The organism is Pararhizobium sp. O133 (assembly GCF_051669845.1).
Lineage (GTDB): Bacteria > Pseudomonadota > Alphaproteobacteria > Rhizobiales > Rhizobiaceae > Pararhizobium.
This window is the reverse complement of sequence record NZ_CP196426.1, coordinates 3,867,148-3,883,886: the sequence shown is the minus strand read 5'-3', so window position 1 is coordinate 3,883,886 and position 16,739 is coordinate 3,867,148. Positions and strand designations below refer to the sequence as shown.

The following is a 16,739-nucleotide window of genomic DNA, read 5'->3' as shown; positions in this document are numbered from 1 at the left end:
GTCCCCGCCCGCCGTGGCATGTCCCCATTTCCGTATTCGAAGAAACAGCCCCGCGTTTCTCGCCCGGCCGGCGGTTTCGCGTGCGGATCAGATCGACTTTCGCCCGGTGGAGGAGCCGGGTCCAACAGGGAAGCCTACTTTGTCCAAAAGATCGAACCTCATGACGCGCATCCTTGTCGCCGCGTCTCTCGTCGTCGTCGCCGCATTCGCCGGCTTCTCCGTCTATATCGACACGCTCCAGCATGATGTGACGACGAAGGCCGTCGAGGAGAACATCTCCTCTTCCGGCAAGCAGGCCGCCCAGAGCGTTGCCAACTGGCTGAACGGTCGCGTCACGCTGACCGCCATGGCTGCCAACGCCGCCGGCAATGCCGCAGATGCGGCGGGTCTCGAAGGCGCGCTGAAGAACGACGTGCTCGTCAAGGAATTCATGACCACCTATGTCGGCGATGAGAACGGCAAGTTCACCATGTGGCCGGCCTCGCCGATGCCCGAAGACTACGACCCACGCCAGCGCCCCTGGTACCAGGATGCCGTCAAGGCCGATGCCAGCGTGCTGACCGAGCCCTATATCGACGCTTCCAGCGGCGACCTGATCATCAGCGCCGCCGTACCGGTGAAGAAGGACGGCAAGCTGTTCGGCGTCGCCGGCAGCGACTTCTCGCTGAAGACGCTGGTCTCGATGATCAAGGAAATCGACGTCGGCGGTGAAGGTTTTGCCTTCCTCGTCAACAAGTCCGGCCAGATCCTCGTTCATCCCGATGCCAAGCTGGTGACCAAGACGCTCGCCGACGCCTTTCCGGCCGCGACGCCGATGATCGGCTCTGCGATCATGGAAACCGAGCTTGATGGCAAGCCGATGCTCGTCAGCTTCGTGCCGGTGGCCGGCCTGCCGTCGGTCGAATGGTATGTCGGTTTCGCGGTTGATGCCGACGTTGCCTATGCGGCGATCAGCCAGTTCCGCATCGCCGCCACCATCGCCACTCTTCTTGGCGTCGGCCTGATGATCGTCTTCCTTGCGACCCTGCTCAGCCGCCTTGTGGTCCGTCCGGTGACCGATATGACGGCCGCGATGGAGAAGCTTGCCGCCGGCGACCTCAAGGCTGAAATTCCCGGTCAGGATCGTCGCGATCAGATCGGCTCGATGGCCGCAGCCGTTGCCGTGTTCCGCGCCAATGCGATCGAGCGGGCCCGTCTGGAAGGCGAGGCCGAATCCGGCCGCTCGCTGTCGGAGCATGAACGTCGCGAACGCGAAGCCGTGAAAGCCCGCGAAACCGCCGATATCCAGCAGGCCGTGGAAGCGCTGGCGACCGGCCTTGGCCGCCTGGCCGATGGCGATCTCGGCTATCGGATTAACATTCCCTTCGTCGCCCATCTCGACCGCCTGCGCGCCGACTTCAACAACTCCGTCACCAAGTTGCACCATGCGCTGCAGGCTGTCGGCACCAATGCCCGTGCCATCGACGCCGGCGCCAGCGAAATCCGCCATGCGGCCGACGATCTCGCCCGCCGCACCGAACAGCAGGCGGCTTCCGTCGAGGAAACCGCGGCAGCGCTCGAAGAAATCACCACGACGGTCAAGGACAGCGCCCGCCGCGCCGAGGAAGTCGGCCAACTGGTCGCCCGCACCCGCGCCGGTGCGGAAAAGTCCGGCGAGATCGTCCGCAATGCCGTCGATGCTATGCAGGGCATCGAGACGTCGTCCGATGAGATCAGCAACATCATCGGTGTTATCGATGACATCGCTTTCCAGACCAACCTGCTGGCGCTGAACGCGGGCGTCGAGGCTGCCCGCGCCGGTGACGCAGGCAAGGGTTTTGCCGTCGTCGCCCAGGAAGTCCGCGAACTCGCCCAGCGTTCGGCCAACGCCGCCAAGGAGATCAAGGCACTGATTTCGAAGTCCTCGAGCCAGGTGAAGACCGGCGTCGATCTGGTCGGCGAAACCGGCCAGTCGCTTAAAGTGATCGTCTCGGAGGTGCAGGAAATCAACAAGCATATCAGCGCGATCGTCACCGCCACCCGCGAACAGTCGACCGGGCTGCAGGAGATCAACACCGCCGTCAACACCATGGACCAGGGCACGCAGCAGAACGCCGCCATGGTCGAGGAACAGACGGCGGCCAGCCATGGTCTGGCTTCCGAAGCTGCGGCGCTGAACGACCTGCTCGCCCAGTTCAAACTCGGCGACAGTCAGGCTGCGGCTTTCCGCCAGCCATCCTACGGCCGCCGCGCTGCGTGATGGAAGGCATCGGACAGCAGCAAAGCCCGGATGAAGATCCGGGCCTTTGCTCAGACTGCTGACAAAGTCATCTTGTCGCGACTTCGGACGCGATTTGGGACGTGCAAAGCCACCATCCTCTCCGTCTTTCCCGTGCTTGTCACGGGAATCCAGCCAGCCCAAGTCGTTGGGCTGAAAGAGTCTTTTGACCCGACGGACGTCGGGTCGCTGGATCCCCGCCACAAGGGCGGGGATGAGGGAGAGTGGGGATGCCTCGTTCTCAAACAACCGGCCTGGGAGTTTGTCAGCAGTCTGAGCAAAGGCCCGGATGAAAATCCGGGCCTTTGCTTTTCAGCAGGTTATTCTTGCTGATCGAGCGCAGGCCTACTTCTCCAGCGTCGCCACGACTTCGACATGCGAGGACCAGAGGAATTGGTCGATCGGCGTTACGGACGTGATGCGATAGCCGGCATCGACGAGGATGCGGAGATCGCGCACCAGCGTCACTGGATTGCAGGAGACGGCGACGATTTTCTTCACGCCGGAGCGGGCGATTTCCTTGGTTTGCACTTCCGCGCCGGCGCGTGGCGGATCGAAGACGATGGCATCATAGACTTTCAGCTCGGAGGCCATCATCGGCCGGCGGAACAGGTCGCGCTTTTCCACCGTCACCGGCTTCAGGCCCTGCGTGTTGCGCGCGGAAAAATCGAGCGCCTTCAACGGCTTTTCCTCGCCTTCGACCGCATGCACCTTGGCCTTGCGGGCGATGCGCAAGGAAAACGTACCCGAGCCGGCAAACAGGTCGATGACGCGCTTGGCCTTGCCGAGATGACTAATCACCAGTTCGGCCATCGCCTCTTCGGCAGGCTTCGTCGCCTGGGTAAAGCTGCCGGGCGGAGGCGAGACGGAAACGCTGCCGAAGTCGATCACCGGCTTGACCGGCTCGACGAGGATTTCGCCGTTCAGGCTGAGGCGGGCAATGCTCTTCAAGCCCAGCACGGTGTCGATTGCCGTGCGCCGCTGCCGGTCGTCCATCGCCTTGATGCCTTCGAAGGACAGGTCGAGGCCCGACAGGGTTTCCAGCACCGTGATGCGGAAGGGTTCGGCACCGACAGCCATCGCCTTGGCGATCGTCCGGATCACTGCAAGCCGCGACACGATGCCGGGGCTTGCGATGGGACATTCGGAAATCGAGACGATGTGATGGCTCTCGGCCTGATTATAGCCGAGCAGCAGGTCCTTTTCGGTGCGCCGTGCGGTGAAGACGGTTCGGCGGCGTTCGCCCGGCCGTGCAAGGATGAGAGGCGCGACATCGGCCTGCAAGGCCTTGGATTTCAGCGCGTCCAGCACCAACTGGCGCTTGAAGTTCTGGTAGAGGCTGTCGCTGGCATGCTGCAGCGTGCAGCCGCCGCAGGTGCCGTTTTCGCCGTGCGGGCCGAAATGCCGGCATTTCGGCTCGACGCGCTCGGGCGACAGTTCCGACATGGACATGACGGTGCCGCGGTCCCGGTTGACCGCCAGCGCCGCGGTCTCGCCGGGCAGCGTGAAGGAAACGTAGACAGGGCCGAACGGCCCGCGTGCAATGCCGTCGCCGGACTGGCCGAGCCGCTCGATGGTCAGCGTTTCCGTGCTCATTCGTCGTCGTTCCCAGTCTCGTCTTCTTCGGGCCCGTCGTCATCGTCGACCGGCTTGCGTCCGGCAAGCAGATATTCCTGGTTGCCGTCACCGCCGGAAATGGGCGAGGGGATGAGGCCGAGGCTGACCCAGCCCATATCCTCGACCAGCCAGCGTTCCAGTTCGGCGGCGACCGCCGGCGCCGTTTCCGGCTCCTTGAGCAATCCGGCCTTACTGATCGCCTCGCGGCCCGCTTCGAACTGCGGCTTGACGAGCAGGATGCAGTGGGCACCCGGCTCGGCAAGATCGAGTGCCGGCGGCAGCGCCAGCTTCAGCGAGATGAACGAGACGTCGGAGACGACGAAGCCGATTTCCCGGCCTTCGAGATGGTCCTCGTCCAGCACGCGGGCATTCAGGCCCTCGATATTGGTGACGCGCGGGTCGGCCTCCAGCCGGGGATGGAACTGGCCATGACCGACATCGATCGAAATGACATGTTCGGCATCGTTGTGCAGCAGCACTTCGGTGAAGCCGCCGGTCGAGGCGCCGATATCGAGACAGTCGAGGCCAGCAGGCGACAATCCAAAATGCTCGAGGCCTGCCTTCAGCTTCAGCGCGGCGCGCGACACATAGGGCTGGACCGGATCGTCGATCGCGATCGTCACATCCTCGGGAAAGGTGGAACTGGCCTTGGTAACGACACGGCCGTTGACGGTAACGGTGCCGCGCTGGATCGCGTCGCGGGCGCGCGAACGACTGGCGACAAGCCCCAGGTTCAGCAGCAACTGATCGAGACGGACAGTGGTTTTCGGTTCGTTTGACATGGGTTCTCATGGCGCGTCGAAGCCCGGCTTGCAAGCACTTTGCCGATTTCCCGCCAAATAATGCGCCGCTGCAGGCTTCTGGATGCCGCAAGCCCCCGGCGGGACGTTCATTGTTCGCTCGTCGCTTGCTAAAGCTGAACAAAGGTCGCGACAACAGCCAGCCAATGTCCGAAGCGGATTCCTGCTTTGCACCGCCCATTTTCGGTTCAATGTCGCGCCAACACTTGGCGTCCCCGTCTCAGTCGTGCCAGATGCGTATCCCGTTCCGGAGGAGAAACCGATGCGTATCCGATCCTGCCTTCTTGCCATCGCCCTGTTGCCGAGCGCATCTTTTGCCAATGACACGATGGCGGATCTGAAGACCGGCGGCCTCACCTATGTGCAGACGCTGGACATCGAGATGGTCAAGGAAGACCTGTTCATCTCGCGCGACGAAATCCGCGTCGACTACGTCTTTCGCAACACGACCGACAAGCCGGTGTCCGGCATCGTCGCCTTTCCGATGCCGGATATTGTCGGCGGCATGAACGCCAATATCGCCATGGACGACATGCAGGCCGACAATTTCCTCGGCTTTTCCGTCACCCAGGATGGCGAGCCGGTCAAGGTCGAGCTCGAGCAGCGGGCGATCGCCAACAGTCTCGACGTGACGGATGCGCTCGAGGAACAGGACGTGCCGCTCCTGCCTTTCGCCGATGCGACGGCCGAAGCCCTGGCGGATCTCGATGACGAAGTCGCCACGGATTTCAAGGAACGCGGCATGCTCTTCAACGACGTCTATGACGATGGTGACGGTATGAAGGAACATCGCACGCCGATCTGGACCCTGCGCTCGGCCTATTGGTGGAAGGTGACCTTTCCGCCGGGCAGGGATATCCACGTCTCGCACCGCTACAAGCCGAGTGTCGGCGGCACCGTCGCCGTGACCTTCCTGGACGAGGGCAAGCCGCAGGGCGAGCGGTTCGAGGTCTACAAGGCGCGCTATTGCATCGACGACGCCTTCGTCAAGGCGACGCGGAAACTGTCGCCGCCGAGCGATGACGGCCAGACGCTCTATACCGAGGCCTGGATTTCCTACATCCTGACCACTGGAAACAACTGGGGCGGCCCGATCAAGTCCTTTACGCTCACCGTCGACAAGGGCGACCCGAGAAACCTCATCAGCTTCTGCGGCAGCGGCGTGAAGAAGACCGGGCCGACGACGTTCCAGATGACGGCAGAGGACTTCTCTCCGCAAAAGGACCTGGAAATTCTCATCCTGCAACACAGGCCGGATGAATGATGCGTAACCCGTTCCCAAACTTAAAGAAAAGACAAATCGTTAAAATTGCGCTGGTCGCATCGAATGGGTGCGTAACGATTTGTGCCTAATGCATGTGCTGGTCGCGGATTGCGCGATCTCGACAGGCTTGGGGACCGGCAATGAGCGGGCAGCGCGAAAACAGGATCGACCTTCTCAGGGGGCTGTCGCTTCTCCTGATTTTCATCGGCCACGCGGAATTCACCTTTTCGCAAACGTTCCAGCAATCGCGCGGATTTTCCGATGCGTCCGAAATCTTCGTGCTGCTCGCCGGGATGTCCTCGGCGCTGGCCTATTATCGCCCGGATATGGGCCTGCAGATGGAGCGCCCCTGGCGACGGGCGCTGCGGCTCTATTTCACTCATCTGATGTTGTTTGTCTTTATGGCGATGGTGTCGTCTCTCGTGCTCGCGGTCTTCCATGAAGCCGTGTGGGATGGCGCCATGAGCGAGTTCTGGCAAAATCCGCTGCTGCGCGGCATACAGGCGATCTCGCTGCTTTTCATGCCGGGCAATCTCGATATCCTGCCGATGTATGTCCTGCTTCTGCTGCTCGCGCCTTTCGTCTTCGTCCTTCACGACAGGTCGAGAATCGCTCTTTTAGCCGTTTGTGGCGCCGTCTGGCTGCTGGCGGGACTTGGCCACGTCAATTTTCCGAATGTCGCGCTGGCAGACAGGAGCTGGTATTTCGACCCGCTCTCCTGGCAACTGATCTTCGTGATCGGCATCTGCCTTGGTATCCGCCTGAAACGCGGCGAGACCGTCTTGCCTTACACCAGGCCTCTGTTCATCGCCGCCGCCGTCTTCGCCGTGGCGGCCATCCCGGCCAATCTGGCTGTTCATTTCGCCCCGATAGACGGCACGACTGGCAATCTGCTGCACCAGATGGTTTCCAAGACCAATGAAGGTCCCTTGCGCATCATCAACGTGCTGGCAATCCTCTATCTCGCCTGGAATACCGGCTGGGTGAAGAAGGCGTCCAATCACCCGTCCATGCGGCTGCTCTGCATTGCCGGCCGCCATAGCCTGGCAATCTTTGCGAGCGGACTTCTGCTGGCCTTCTGCGTCATGGTGCTGATGAAGGTCGTTCCCGGCATATCGCTTGCAGCGCAATTGCTGCTGCTCGTCGGCTGCTGCGCGATCCAGTTGGCGATCGGCCAGTGGCTGGAAGCTCGCAAACAGGCGGGATCATCCCAACGGCCATCGGCCACACTGATCGGTGACGCCGGGGCGATAGGTGCAAAAAGCGGATGATGGAGGAGTGGCCCTAACCGGCCACGCTCGATCCGACCTGCTGCTTCTGGCCGAGCGTCCGGAACACGGTCGAAACGATACCGGCGCGGTCGAGGCCGGCCTTGGCATACATGACCTCGGGCTTTGCCTGTTCCATCCAGACATCCGGCAGGACCAGCGAGCGGACCTTCAAGCCATTGTCGAGCAGGCCTTCCTGGGCAAGAAACTGCAGTACATGGCTGCCGAAACCGCCAACGGCGCCTTCCTCGATAGTGATCAGTACCTCGTGGTGTCGCGCCAGTTGGCGGATGAGATCGTGATCCAGCGGCTTGGCGAAGCGGGCGTCCACCACGGTCGTCGAAAGACCCGCCGCATCGAGGTCCTCGGCTGCCAGCAGGCAATCGGCCAGCCGTGTGCCGAATGACAGGAGCGCCACCTTGGAGCCCTGCTTCATCGTCCGACCCTTGCCGATCTCCAGGATCTGTCCGCGCTCCGGCATATCGACGCCGACGCCTTCGCCGCGCGGATAGCGGAACGAGATCGGCCCCTGGTCATAGGCGGCCGCGGTGCGCACCATGTGTTTCAGCTCCGCCTCGTCGGCCGCCGCCATGACGACGAAACCGGGCAGGGTGGCGAGATAGGTCGTGTCGAACGAGCCGGCATGGGTCGGCCCGTCGGCGCCGACGAAGCCGGCACGGTCGATCGGGAAGCGCACCGGCAGACCCTGGATCGCCACATCATGCACGACCTGGTCATAACCGCGCTGCAGGAAGGTCGAATAAAGCGCGCAGAACGGCTTGTAGCCTTCCGAGGCGAGGCCCGCGGCGAAGGTCACGGCATGCTGCTCGGCAATGCCGACATCGAAACAGCGCGACGGGTGAGCAGCCGAGAACTTGTCGAGACCGGTACCGGACGGCATTGCGGCGGTGACGGCGACGATCTTGTCGTCGTAGCTCGCTTCCTGCGTCAGCGCCTCGGCGAAGACGGATGTATAGGCGGGTGCGTTGGGCTTGGCCTTCGCCTGCGCGCCGGTAATGACATCGAACGTGTTGACGCCGTGATATTTGTCGGCGGCGGCTTCCGCCGGCGGATAACCCTTGCCCTTCTGCGTCACCACATGGATCAGCACCGGCCCCTTGGAATTATCGCGCACATTGCGCAGCACCGGCAGCAGGTGATCGAAGGAATGCCCGTCGATCGGGCCGATATGGTAAAAACCCATTTCCTCGAACAGCGTGCCGCCGGTGACATAGCCGCGCGCATGCTCGACGGCGCGGGTGATCGCCCGGTCCACGGTCTTGCCGAGATAGGCAGTGAGCTTCTTGCCGAGATCGCGGAAGCCCATATAGGTGCGGCCGGAGGCGAGGCGCGCGAGATAGGCGCTCATCGCACCCGTCGGCGGGGCGATCGACATGTCGTTGTCGTTGAGGATTACGATCAGCCGCGCATCAAGCGCGCCGGCATTGTTCAGCGCCTCATAGGCCATGCCGGCTGACAGAGCGCCGTCGCCGATCACGGCAATCACGTTGCGGTGCTCGCCCGACAGGTCGGCCGCGACAGCCATGCCGAGGCCGGCGGAAATCGAGGTCGAGGAATGGGCGGCGCCGAAGGGGTCGTATTCGCTCTCGGCACGACGGGTGAAGCCGGACAGGCCGTTTTCCTGGCGCAGCGTGCGAATGCGGTCGCGCCGACCCGTCAGGATCTTGTGCGGATAACACTGGTGGCCGACATCGAAGATCAGCCGGTCATGCGGTGTGTTGAAGACCTTGTGGATGGCGACCGTCAGTTCGACCACGCCGAGCCCGGCGCCCAGATGCCCACCGGTGCGCGAGACGGCATCGACCATCTCGGCACGCAGTTCGGTTGCCAGTTGCGGGAGGTCCTTGTCGTCGATCCGCTTCAAATCGTCGGGATACTGGACCTGATCGAGAAGAGGGGTCGCCGGCATCGGATTGACTGGCAATTGGGTCACGCTGAAAGGCCTTCGTTCTCGCGCCGGGAAGAGAGGCGCGATTTCAAGTGATGTATGTCGTCAAGAAGCCCGCGTCTTAACAGAATCGATAGGGATTGCAAAAGCGGGTTTCTTGCGGTGCAAACCGGGAGTTTAACGAATATTACCGTTCCGGCAAAGGGATAAACTCTTCGCTGTCCCCCGGCACGATGTCGAACCGGCCGGTGCGCCACTCTTCCTTGGCCTGATCGATCCGCTCCTTGGAGGAGGAAACGAAGTTCCACCAGATATGGCGCGCCGAACCGAGGGCAGCGCCACCGAACAGCATCACATGACAGCCCGTCGGTCCCGCCGTGATGGTGATCGGGTCGCCGGCGCGGAAAACCAGCAACTGATTGTTGGCAAACCGGTCGCCGGCAATGATTGCCTCGCCCTCGAGGATATAGAGCGCGCGCTCCTCCCAGGCGGCGGCGAAGGGCGCGCTCTTCCCGGCCTCGATGTTCAGATCGACATAGATCGTGTCGGAAAACACCGAGACGGGAGAGGTCATGCCCTCGAACGTGCCGATGACGACGCGGCCTTCCATGCCATTGTCGCGAAACGAGGGCAGGTTGCGTTTTTCGGTGTGGGTAAAGACCGGGTCGATTTCCTCTTGATTGTCGGGCAAGGCCAGCCAGGTCTGCAGGCCGGAAATCGACTGCGGCAGCCCACGCAGGTTTTCCGGCGACCGTTCCGAATGCACGATGCCGCGCCCGGCCGTCATCAGGTTGACGTCTCCCGGCGCAATCACCATCTCCGTGCCGAGGCTGTCGCGATGCTTGATCTCGCCGTCGAACAGATAGGTCACGGTCGACAGTCCGATATGCGGATGCGGCCGCACGTCGAGCGCCTGGCCCGCCTTCAAAAGTGCAGGTCCCATGCGGTCAAAGAAGATGAACGGGCCGACCAGCCGCCGCTTTGCCGTCGGCAGCGCCCGGCGCACCTGCAGATTGCCGATATCGCTGGTGCGCGGAATGATCAGGTGCTCGATCGCATCACAGGCCGGCGCATCGCCGGCTTCGGGGTCGTTTCCGGGGAAGAAGCTCATCACGTAACATCCTCATTTCGGGTTCGCTCCGAACGTATTCCTTGTACGAACCTTTGAACAGGCGGATATCAAAGCGGCGTTATTGCCCCTTCGCTAAAACTGACGCATAATATGAAATATTCGAATATTTCGAAGGTTTAGTAGAATGCGTATCTCTTCTGCGGAGTTTATCAAGAATTATGGCAGCGTTTCCGACAAGGCCTTGACCGAGGCTGTTACGATTACGCGCAATGGCCGCGAACGCCTTGTCCTGCTGTCAGCGGATGAGTATGCGCGTCTTAAACGGCGTGATCGCTATGTGATGCTGGCGGAAGATCTGCCTGAAAATGATCTTGCTATGATCGCGGAAACAGAAATGTCAGCGGCCTACGCCCATCTGGATGAAGAATTGAAAGATTGGAAGCCGTGAGTTTCCCGGCGCCTCAGGTCGGCATGGTTATTCGCTATGCCTATCTCTGGCATGACGAATCTCTTCGCGGCCTGGAGGAGGGCGTTAAGGACCGGCCGTGTGCGATCGTCCTGACAGCGTTGACCGACGATGGTGATCAGAAAGTATATGTCTTGCCGATTACTCACTCGCCACCTCGAAATTCCGGCGACGCCATTGAAATTCCCGCGCAGACCAAGGTTCGCCTTGGGCTCGACGCTGACCGCTCATGGATCATGTTAACGGAAGTCAACGGGTTTACCTGGCCCGGACCCGACCTGAGGCCCATCAGCGGTCGAGGTGCCCAATCAGTTGAAATCGGTCTTCTTCCGCCACGCTTCTTCAAGGTTTTGGTGGAGAAGTTTGTTGCTTATGCCCGAGCCAAACGGGTTGCGCAGGTGGAGAGGAGTAAGTGAACACCTGCGTTCGACGCCTCACTCCCCGTCGAGCGGCTCTACCCCTTGCGGCTTGCCGGCGCGATCGAGCCTGATCTTTTCGATGCGGTTTTCGGCGGCGCCCAGCAGGGCTTCGCAGTGCTTCTTCAGCGCCTCGCCACGCTCGTAGATCTCGATCGACTTGTCGAGCGCGACATCGCCGCGCTCCAGCGCGGAGACGATGGATTCCAGTTCCTCGACGGCCTTTTCGAAGGAGAGGGACGAGACGTCGTTTGTCGGGTTGGAGTTCATGGTCATCCTCTCATCAGGCGATAGATATGCGTTCCGGCCGATTCGGCCAGCCCCTGGAGATCGTAGCCGCCTTCGAGCAGGCTGACGATGCGGTTGTTGGCGGTCTTGCCGGCGATGTCGAGAAGCCGGCCGGTCGCCCAGTCGAAATCCTCGGCGACGAGGTTGATCTGGGCCAGCGGGTCACGGTGATGGGCGTCGAATCCGGCGGAAATCAACAGGAAATCGGGGCGGAAGTCTTCAAGCGCCGCAAGAACGCGCGACTTGAAAGCCTCGCGGAAATGGTCGCTGCCGGTATCGGGCGAGAGCGGCGCGTTGACGATATTGCCGGCGCCCGTCTCGGTCTTGGCGCCGCTGCCGGGATAGAGCGGCATCTGGTGCGTCGAGCAGAACAGCACGGATGGATCGTCCCAGAAGATATCCTGCGTGCCGTTGCCGTGATGCACGTCCCAATCGACGATGGCGACACGCTCGGCGCCGTGACGCTGCTGCGCATGGCGGGCGGCAATCGCGATATTGTTGAAGAAGCAGAACCCCATCGCCTTGTTCTTCTCGGCATGGTGGCCGGGCGGGCGGGACGCGACGAAGGCATTGTCAGCCTTGCCGGCAAACACAGCATCGACCGCCGCGACCGCGCCGCCAATGCCGGTCAAGGCGGCCTGCAGGCTGGCCGGACTAGCATGGGTATCGGCCTCGAACGAGTTGATGCCCTCCTCGGGGATCACCGACATCACCGTGCGCAGATGTGTCTCCGGATGAGCGAGCAGCACCAGATCCTCGTTGCCCTGCGGCGCCTTCTGCCGCTTCAACGGCAAAAAACGCTCGTCCTCCAACGCCTGCGTCAGCGCCTTCAGTCGGTCCGGCCGCTCGGGATGTCCTTCTGGAACCTTGTGTTCGAGGAAGATCGGGTTTTCGAAGAGGATGGTGGTCATGGGAGGGAAACCTACGGGGTCGGGGTTTCAAGGTCCATGCCATAGGTAGGACAATCCAGCCGTTTTCAACAGCCGTGAAAAACGACAAACCCTCCCGTGTCGCCACGGGAGGGTCAAAATCTCAGGCGGGCAGTGATCAGGCGCGCTGCGGCAGGAGCGGGTAGCCGGCAAGCACGGCGCGGGCGGCGAGCGTTGCGATCGCGGCCTTCAGGATGTCGCCGGGAATGAAGGCGAGCGAGCCGGTAACGACCGCGAGCAGGGGCGAACCGGTCACGACCGAAACCCAGGGCATGCCGATCAGATAGAGAACGACGATGCCGCCGATGATCGAGGCGAGGAAGAAGCCGGTGAATTGGCGGACTTCGCTCTGACCGTCACGCACGAACCGCTCGGCGATCAGGCCGGTGACGTAAGTTGCAATGACCCAGCCGAAGACGAAGCCGCCGGTCGGGCCGACCAGAACCGACATGCCGCCGCGGCCGCCGGCCAGAACCGGCAGGCCGATGGCGACCATCAGGATGACGAGCAGATAGGCGAGCGCGCCGCGCTTGGCGCCGATGATGCAGCCGGCCAGCATGACACCCATCGATTGGGCGGTGATCGGAACCGGGATGAAGCCGAGCGTGACCGGCGGGATGAGGCCGAGGACCACGATGATGGCGGCGAAGAGCGCTGTTAGCACGATGTCTCTGGTTGTCATGTGTCTTCCGATGTTGGCGGGGCCATGTTGGCAGATATCGCATTTATTAGAATGCGCGCATTTAATGGCGGCGAAAGCCGCGGGCGTCAATGGCCGTGGCGATCATATCCGCATCTTTGAGAGTGAGGATGATCAGCGGGCCGATAATGGTCAAGAGCCTGACGGGCAGACCGCGCGCCTTGTGCGCGTCGCGGATCGCCTGATAGCGGCTGAAGATATCCGGAACAAATCGCAGCACCAGCCCCAGCGCCAGGCTGACATCGGCCGCCCGCACCAGACCCATCCGCTCAAGAGGGGCAAGCAGCAGGGTGATCTCGTCCATGAAGGCGTCGATCGTCGTGGTGGCGGTGATGGCGGCGGCGAGAATCACGAGTGTCATCAACCGCGTGACCATGACCGCGACGTCGACTGGCGAAACGAGCAGGAGATTGACAAGCGCCAGAAAGAGAATGGTGAAGAACACGAAGCCGACGCGCGACCAGGCTTCGCGCAGCGTCATGCCGAGCGACAGATAGAGCGCTGTCGCAAGCAACAGAGCGGGGATGAGAATCCACAGCGACGAGATAATGAACAGCAGCAGGCTGGCGACGAGAAGCAGGATGAGCTTCGGCCGGACCGCAAGCCGGTGAAACCAGGTCTCGCCCTCGACATAGAGACTGGTCAGCACAGCGCCACCTCATGATAGCGGCGGATGGTTTCAGTCGGGTCGCCATCGGCGATCAGACGTCCTTCGTGGAACAGCAGCACGCGCTCGAAATCGGCGATCAGCGGGAGATCGTGGCTGATCACCAGCGCGTTCTGCTCCAGCCCGGCGATCGTTGAAGCGACCATCTGGCGGTTCTTCAGGTCGAGCTGGTTGGTCGGCTCGTCGAGAATGAGGATTTGTGGACCGGTGACGACGACGCTCGCCATCGCCGCCAGCTGCGTTTCGCCGCCGGACAGTTCGTGCACCCGGCGGCGCGCCAAATGGCTGATGCCGAAGCGAGCGAGAACGGCCTGCGTCCGCGCCTCGATCTCGGCTTTTGAAAGGCCGCGATTCTTCAGCCCGAAGGCGATGTCATCGGCGACCACGGGCATGATCAGCTGGTTCTGCGGGTTTTGGAAGATATAGCCGGCCTGACCGAGCACGCTCTTGTCGTCCTTCACCGTATCGAGCCCATTGACGGTGACAGCGCCGGATGTCGGCTTCACAAGGCCGTTGATCAGCCGGGCGAAGGTGGTCTTGCCGGAGCCGTTGAGCCCGATAATACCGATGCGTCGCTGGGTAAGCGAGAGGGTCAGCGGATGAAGCGCGACACGGTCGCCGAAGCGGACCGAGCAATCGGCAAAACGAATGTCCAAACGCTGTCCCCCGCACGTAACGTGGGCGCTCTATAGGACAGATTTCACGCCGATGGAAAGAGGCCTGCGGTTTGGGGCTTGAACAAAGTGTGAACATTTGATGTGATCGGCCCATGGCGATTCTCGTTTCCAACCGCGATGCACGGCGCATCTTCCTCAACAAGCAGGGTCTGGCCGGCTCTCCCCACAAGGCGCTCGGCAAGCAGGGTCTGCTCGATCTCATCCATGATATCGGCTTCGTGCAGGTGGATAGCATCGCGACGGTCGAGCGGGCGCATCACCAGATCCTGTTCTCACGCAACCAGACTTATCGGCGTGAGCACCTGACCGAACTTCTGGAAAAGGACGGTGCGCTGTTCGAGCACTGGACGCACGACGCCTCCATCCTGCCGTCGGCCTTCTTCCGCTACTGGAAACACCGCTTCGCCCGGCGGGAACCGATCCTCAAGGAGCGTTGGCTCAAGTGGCAAGGCGAGGGGTTCGACAGCACGTTCGAGGAAACCTATCAGCGCATTGCCGAGGGTGGGGCGGTGATGTCACGCGACCTGAAGGTCGCCGAGCACAAGTCCGGCGGCTGGTGGAACTGGCATCCCAACAAGACGGCGCTCGAATATTACTGGCACACCGGCAAGCTGGCGATTGCCGGCCGGCAGAATTTCCAGAAGATCTATGATCTCGCCGAACGGGTGCTGCCTGCTCATCACTACGAGCCGGAGGTGAGCGAAGCGGAATTCGTCGACTGGGCCTGCCGCAGCGCGCTGCAACGGCTGGGCTTTGCCACCCATGGCGAGATCGCCGCCTTCTTCGCCCTGATCGGCCCGGAGGAGGCGAAGGCCTGGGTGACGGCGCATCGCGACGAACTGACCGAAGTGCTGATCGAACCGGCCGACGGCGAAAAGCCGCGCCTGTCCTACGCCTTCAACGGCTTTCCCGATAACCTCGGCGACCTAACGGACCCGCCGGCCCGCCTGCGCGTGCTCAGCCCCTTCGATCCGCTAATCCGCGACCGCAACCGCACCGAACGACTGTTCGGCTTCTATTACCGCATCGAAATCTTCGTGCCGGAGCCGAAGCGCGAATACGGCTATTACGTCTTTCCCCTCCTCGAAGGCGACCGCATCGTCGGCCGCATCGACATGAAGGCCGACCGCAAGTCCGGCACGCTCGATGTCAAGCGGCTGTGGTGGGAAAAGGGTGTGGGCACCTCGTCCGGCCGGATGGAAAGGCTGGAGGCGGAACTGGCGCGGCTGGCGAAGTTCGCAGGCGTGGAGAGGGTGCTGTTTCTGGAGGGGTGGGATGCCACGTAACGTGGCATCGCCCGATCCTACAAAATATCCGTCGACGTAATCTCGATCCCAAAGCCTTCAAGGCCGACATAGTGGCGTTCGCGTGTTGACAGAAGCCGGATCGAGGTGATGCCGAGATCCTTGAGGATCTGGGCGCCCAGCCCGATTTCGAGCCATTCGCTTTCGCGCGCTTGCGCTTCGTCATGGCCTTCGTGCCCGTGTTTTCCCGTGCGCGCCGTCCGTGAAATGCCGACGCCGACCGAGCCTTCGCGCAGGTAGACGATGACGCCGCGGCCCTGGTCGGCGATGCGCTTCATGATCGTGTCGAGTTGGCAATCCTTGCCGAAGACGTCGGCGCCGACATTTTCGAGATGCAGACGTACCGGGATATCGACGCCATCGCGGATATCGCCGAAGACGACGGCGAGATGCTGCATCGGATCCCAGGGCAGGGAATAGGCATGGCCTTTCGCCTTGCCGTAGGGCGTGTCGATGTCGAAGCTGTTTTCCAGCTCGATCAGCTTGTCCTTGCGCTGTCGGTAAGCGATGAGATCGGCGACCGAGACCTGCTTGAGACCATGGGTTTCGGCAAAACCCGCCACCTGGGGGCCGCGCATCACCGTGCCGTCGTCATTGACCAGTTCGCAGATGACGCCGATCGGCGGCAGGCTGGCGAGACGGCAGAGATCGACCGCAGCTTCCGTATGGCCGGACCGCATCAGCACACCGCCTTCGCGGGCAACCAGCGGGAAGATGTGGCCTGGACGGGTGAAGTCGGAGGCGCCGACATTGGGATTGGCAAGATTGCGCACCGTCAGCGTCCGGTCCTCAGCTGAAATCCCGGTCGTGGTGCCGTGCTTGAAATCGACGGTGACGGTGAAGGCGGTCGTATGGGCCGAATCGTTTTCGGCCACCATGGCGTTGAGGTTCAGGCGCTTGGCCTCCTCCTTCGGCATGGGGGCGCAGACGATGCCGGATGTGTGACGCACGATGAAGGCCATCTTTTCCGGCGTGCAATGCACGGCGGCGACGATCAGGTCGCCTTCGTTCTCGCGGCCGTCATCGTCGGTGACGACGACGATCTCGCCGGCCTCGAAGGCCCGGATGGCATCGGCGACACGCTTCTGGTCAAAGGACATCGGTT

16 protein-coding genes are annotated in these 16,739 nt (G+C 62.1%); 6 read left to right on the top strand and 10 right to left on the bottom strand.

Features of this window, described 5'->3' with window-relative positions; translation table 11 throughout:
* Positions 1 to 139: 139 nt before the first annotated feature.
* Positions 140 to 2,239 carry a methyl-accepting chemotaxis protein McpU gene (gene mcpU / locus ACST81_RS18810; RefSeq protein ID WP_438749803.1) on the top strand — a complete coding sequence of 700 codons (2,100 nt, stop codon included), beginning with the start codon at positions 140 to 142 and terminating at the stop codon, positions 2,237 to 2,239.
* Positions 2,240 to 2,602: 363 nt separating this feature from the next.
* Here the strand turns inward: mcpU and ACST81_RS18805 are convergent, their stop codons facing one another.
* Together ACST81_RS18805 and ACST81_RS18800 are read right to left on the bottom strand one after the other, a co-directional pair.
* Positions 2,603 to 3,853, bottom strand: coding sequence for a class I SAM-dependent RNA methyltransferase (locus ACST81_RS18805; RefSeq protein WP_438749801.1), 1,251 nt, complete (start codon positions 3,851 to 3,853; stop codon positions 2,603 to 2,605).
* On the bottom strand, positions 3,850 to 4,656 hold the full coding sequence (locus ACST81_RS18800) for a TlyA family RNA methyltransferase (protein WP_438749799.1): 807 nt from the start codon (positions 4,654 to 4,656) through the stop codon (positions 3,850 to 3,852). Before ACST81_RS18800 ends, ACST81_RS18805 begins: the two co-directional genes overlap by 4 nt.
* A 280-nt stretch (positions 4,657 to 4,936) precedes the next feature.
* On the opposite strand from ACST81_RS18800, the gene ACST81_RS18795 reads away from it, so the two are divergent.
* Together ACST81_RS18795 and ACST81_RS18790 are read left to right on the top strand one after the other, a co-directional pair.
* Positions 4,937 to 5,938: a DUF4424 domain-containing protein gene (locus ACST81_RS18795; RefSeq protein ID WP_438749797.1), complete on the top strand. Its 1,002-nt coding sequence runs from the start codon at positions 4,937 to 4,939 to the stop codon at positions 5,936 to 5,938.
* 140 nt (positions 5,939 to 6,078) lie between these two features.
* Positions 6,079 to 7,209 (top strand): OpgC family protein, encoded by a 1,131-nt coding sequence (locus tag ACST81_RS18790; RefSeq protein WP_438749794.1) that lies wholly within the window; start codon positions 6,079 to 6,081, stop codon positions 7,207 to 7,209.
* Between the two features lie 13 nt (positions 7,210 to 7,222).
* Here the strand turns inward: ACST81_RS18790 and dxs are convergent, their stop codons facing one another.
* Both dxs and ACST81_RS18780 read right to left on the bottom strand, forming a co-directional pair.
* Entirely contained in the window at positions 7,223 to 9,136 is a 1,914-nt protein-coding gene (gene dxs, locus ACST81_RS18785; protein WP_438753674.1) for a 1-deoxy-D-xylulose-5-phosphate synthase, read from the bottom strand.
* A gap of 166 nt (positions 9,137 to 9,302) precedes the next feature.
* Positions 9,303 to 10,226, bottom strand: coding sequence for a pirin family protein (locus ACST81_RS18780; RefSeq protein WP_438749792.1), 924 nt, complete (start codon positions 10,224 to 10,226; stop codon positions 9,303 to 9,305).
* A gap of 145 nt (positions 10,227 to 10,371) precedes the next feature.
* Here ACST81_RS18780 and ACST81_RS18775 point away from each other — a divergent pair, with 145 nt between their 5' ends.
* Both ACST81_RS18775 and ACST81_RS18770 read left to right on the top strand, forming a co-directional pair.
* On the top strand, positions 10,372 to 10,635 hold the full coding sequence (locus tag ACST81_RS18775) for a type II toxin-antitoxin system Phd/YefM family antitoxin (RefSeq protein WP_438749790.1): 264 nt from the start codon (positions 10,372 to 10,374) through the stop codon (positions 10,633 to 10,635).
* Positions 10,632 to 11,069, top strand: coding sequence for a hypothetical protein (locus ACST81_RS18770; protein ID WP_438753672.1), 438 nt, complete (start codon positions 10,632 to 10,634; stop codon positions 11,067 to 11,069). Before ACST81_RS18775 ends, ACST81_RS18770 begins: the two co-directional genes overlap by 4 nt.
* Positions 11,070 to 11,087: 18 nt before the next feature.
* Here the strand turns inward: ACST81_RS18770 and ACST81_RS18765 are convergent, their stop codons facing one another.
* The 5 genes from ACST81_RS18765 to ACST81_RS18745 all read right to left on the bottom strand — a co-directional run bounded on the left by ACST81_RS18765 (position 11,088) and on the right by ACST81_RS18745 (position 14,309).
* Entirely contained in the window at positions 11,088 to 11,345 is a 258-nt protein-coding gene (locus ACST81_RS18765; RefSeq protein ID WP_438749788.1) for an exodeoxyribonuclease VII small subunit, read from the bottom strand.
* The gene (locus tag ACST81_RS18760) at positions 11,342 to 12,268 is read right to left on the bottom strand and encodes a histone deacetylase family protein (RefSeq protein ID WP_438749786.1); all 927 of its coding nucleotides are present in this window, start codon (positions 12,266 to 12,268) and stop codon (positions 11,342 to 11,344) included. Before ACST81_RS18760 ends, ACST81_RS18765 begins: the two co-directional genes overlap by 4 nt.
* Positions 12,269 to 12,404: 136 nt before the next feature.
* Positions 12,405 to 12,968, bottom strand: coding sequence for a biotin transporter BioY (locus tag ACST81_RS18755; protein WP_438749784.1), 564 nt, complete (start codon positions 12,966 to 12,968; stop codon positions 12,405 to 12,407).
* A gap of 61 nt (positions 12,969 to 13,029) precedes the next feature.
* Positions 13,030 to 13,635, bottom strand: coding sequence for a CbiQ family ECF transporter T component (locus ACST81_RS18750; protein ID WP_438749782.1), 606 nt, complete (start codon positions 13,633 to 13,635; stop codon positions 13,030 to 13,032).
* Positions 13,629 to 14,309 carry an energy-coupling factor ABC transporter ATP-binding protein gene (locus ACST81_RS18745; RefSeq protein WP_438749780.1) on the bottom strand — a complete coding sequence of 227 codons (681 nt, stop codon included), beginning with the start codon at positions 14,307 to 14,309 and terminating at the stop codon, positions 13,629 to 13,631. The genes ACST81_RS18750 and ACST81_RS18745 overlap by 7 nt, the downstream gene beginning before the upstream one ends.
* Positions 14,310 to 14,422: 113 nt before the next feature.
* Between ACST81_RS18745 and ACST81_RS18740 the strand changes: the two genes are divergently transcribed.
* On the top strand, positions 14,423 to 15,616 hold the full coding sequence (locus tag ACST81_RS18740) for a winged helix-turn-helix domain-containing protein (RefSeq protein WP_438749778.1): 1,194 nt from the start codon (positions 14,423 to 14,425) through the stop codon (positions 15,614 to 15,616).
* Positions 15,617 to 15,633: 17 nt separating this feature from the next.
* On the opposite strand, the gene ribB is transcribed toward ACST81_RS18740, so the two are convergent.
* Entirely contained in the window at positions 15,634 to 16,734 is a 1,101-nt protein-coding gene (gene ribB / locus ACST81_RS18735; RefSeq protein WP_438749776.1) for a 3,4-dihydroxy-2-butanone-4-phosphate synthase, read from the bottom strand.
* Positions 16,735 to 16,739 lie beyond the last annotated feature (5 nt).

Excerpts from the sequence above, each read along its gene's own strand:
- ribB (WP_438749776.1), bottom strand. The coding sequence starts at position 16,734 with ATGTCCTTTGACCAGAAGCGTGTCGCCGATGCCATCCGGGCCTTCGAG.
- ACST81_RS18755 (WP_438749784.1), bottom strand. The coding sequence starts at position 12,968 with ATGACAACCAGAGACATCGTGCTAACAGCGCTCTTCGCCGCCATCATC.
- dxs (WP_438753674.1), bottom strand. The coding sequence starts at position 9,136 with ATGCCGGCGACCCCTCTTCTCGATCAGGTCCAGTATCCCGACGATTTG.
- ACST81_RS18765 (WP_438749788.1), bottom strand. The coding sequence starts at position 11,345 with ATGACCATGAACTCCAACCCGACAAACGACGTCTCGTCCCTCTCCTTC.
- ACST81_RS18760 (WP_438749786.1), bottom strand. The coding sequence starts at position 12,268 with ATGACCACCATCCTCTTCGAAAACCCGATCTTCCTCGAACACAAGGTT.
- ACST81_RS18800 (WP_438749799.1), bottom strand. The coding sequence starts at position 4,656 with ATGTCAAACGAACCGAAAACCACTGTCCGTCTCGATCAGTTGCTGCTG.
- ACST81_RS18775 (WP_438749790.1), top strand. The coding sequence starts at position 10,372 with ATGCGTATCTCTTCTGCGGAGTTTATCAAGAATTATGGCAGCGTTTCC.
- ACST81_RS18780 (WP_438749792.1), bottom strand. The coding sequence starts at position 10,226 with ATGAGCTTCTTCCCCGGAAACGACCCCGAAGCCGGCGATGCGCCGGCC.
- ACST81_RS18795 (WP_438749797.1), top strand. The coding sequence starts at position 4,937 with ATGCGTATCCGATCCTGCCTTCTTGCCATCGCCCTGTTGCCGAGCGCA.
- ACST81_RS18805 (WP_438749801.1), bottom strand. The coding sequence starts at position 3,853 with ATGAGCACGGAAACGCTGACCATCGAGCGGCTCGGCCAGTCCGGCGAC.
- ACST81_RS18740 (WP_438749778.1), top strand. The coding sequence starts at position 14,423 with ATGGCGATTCTCGTTTCCAACCGCGATGCACGGCGCATCTTCCTCAAC.
- ACST81_RS18790 (WP_438749794.1), top strand. The coding sequence starts at position 6,079 with ATGAGCGGGCAGCGCGAAAACAGGATCGACCTTCTCAGGGGGCTGTCG.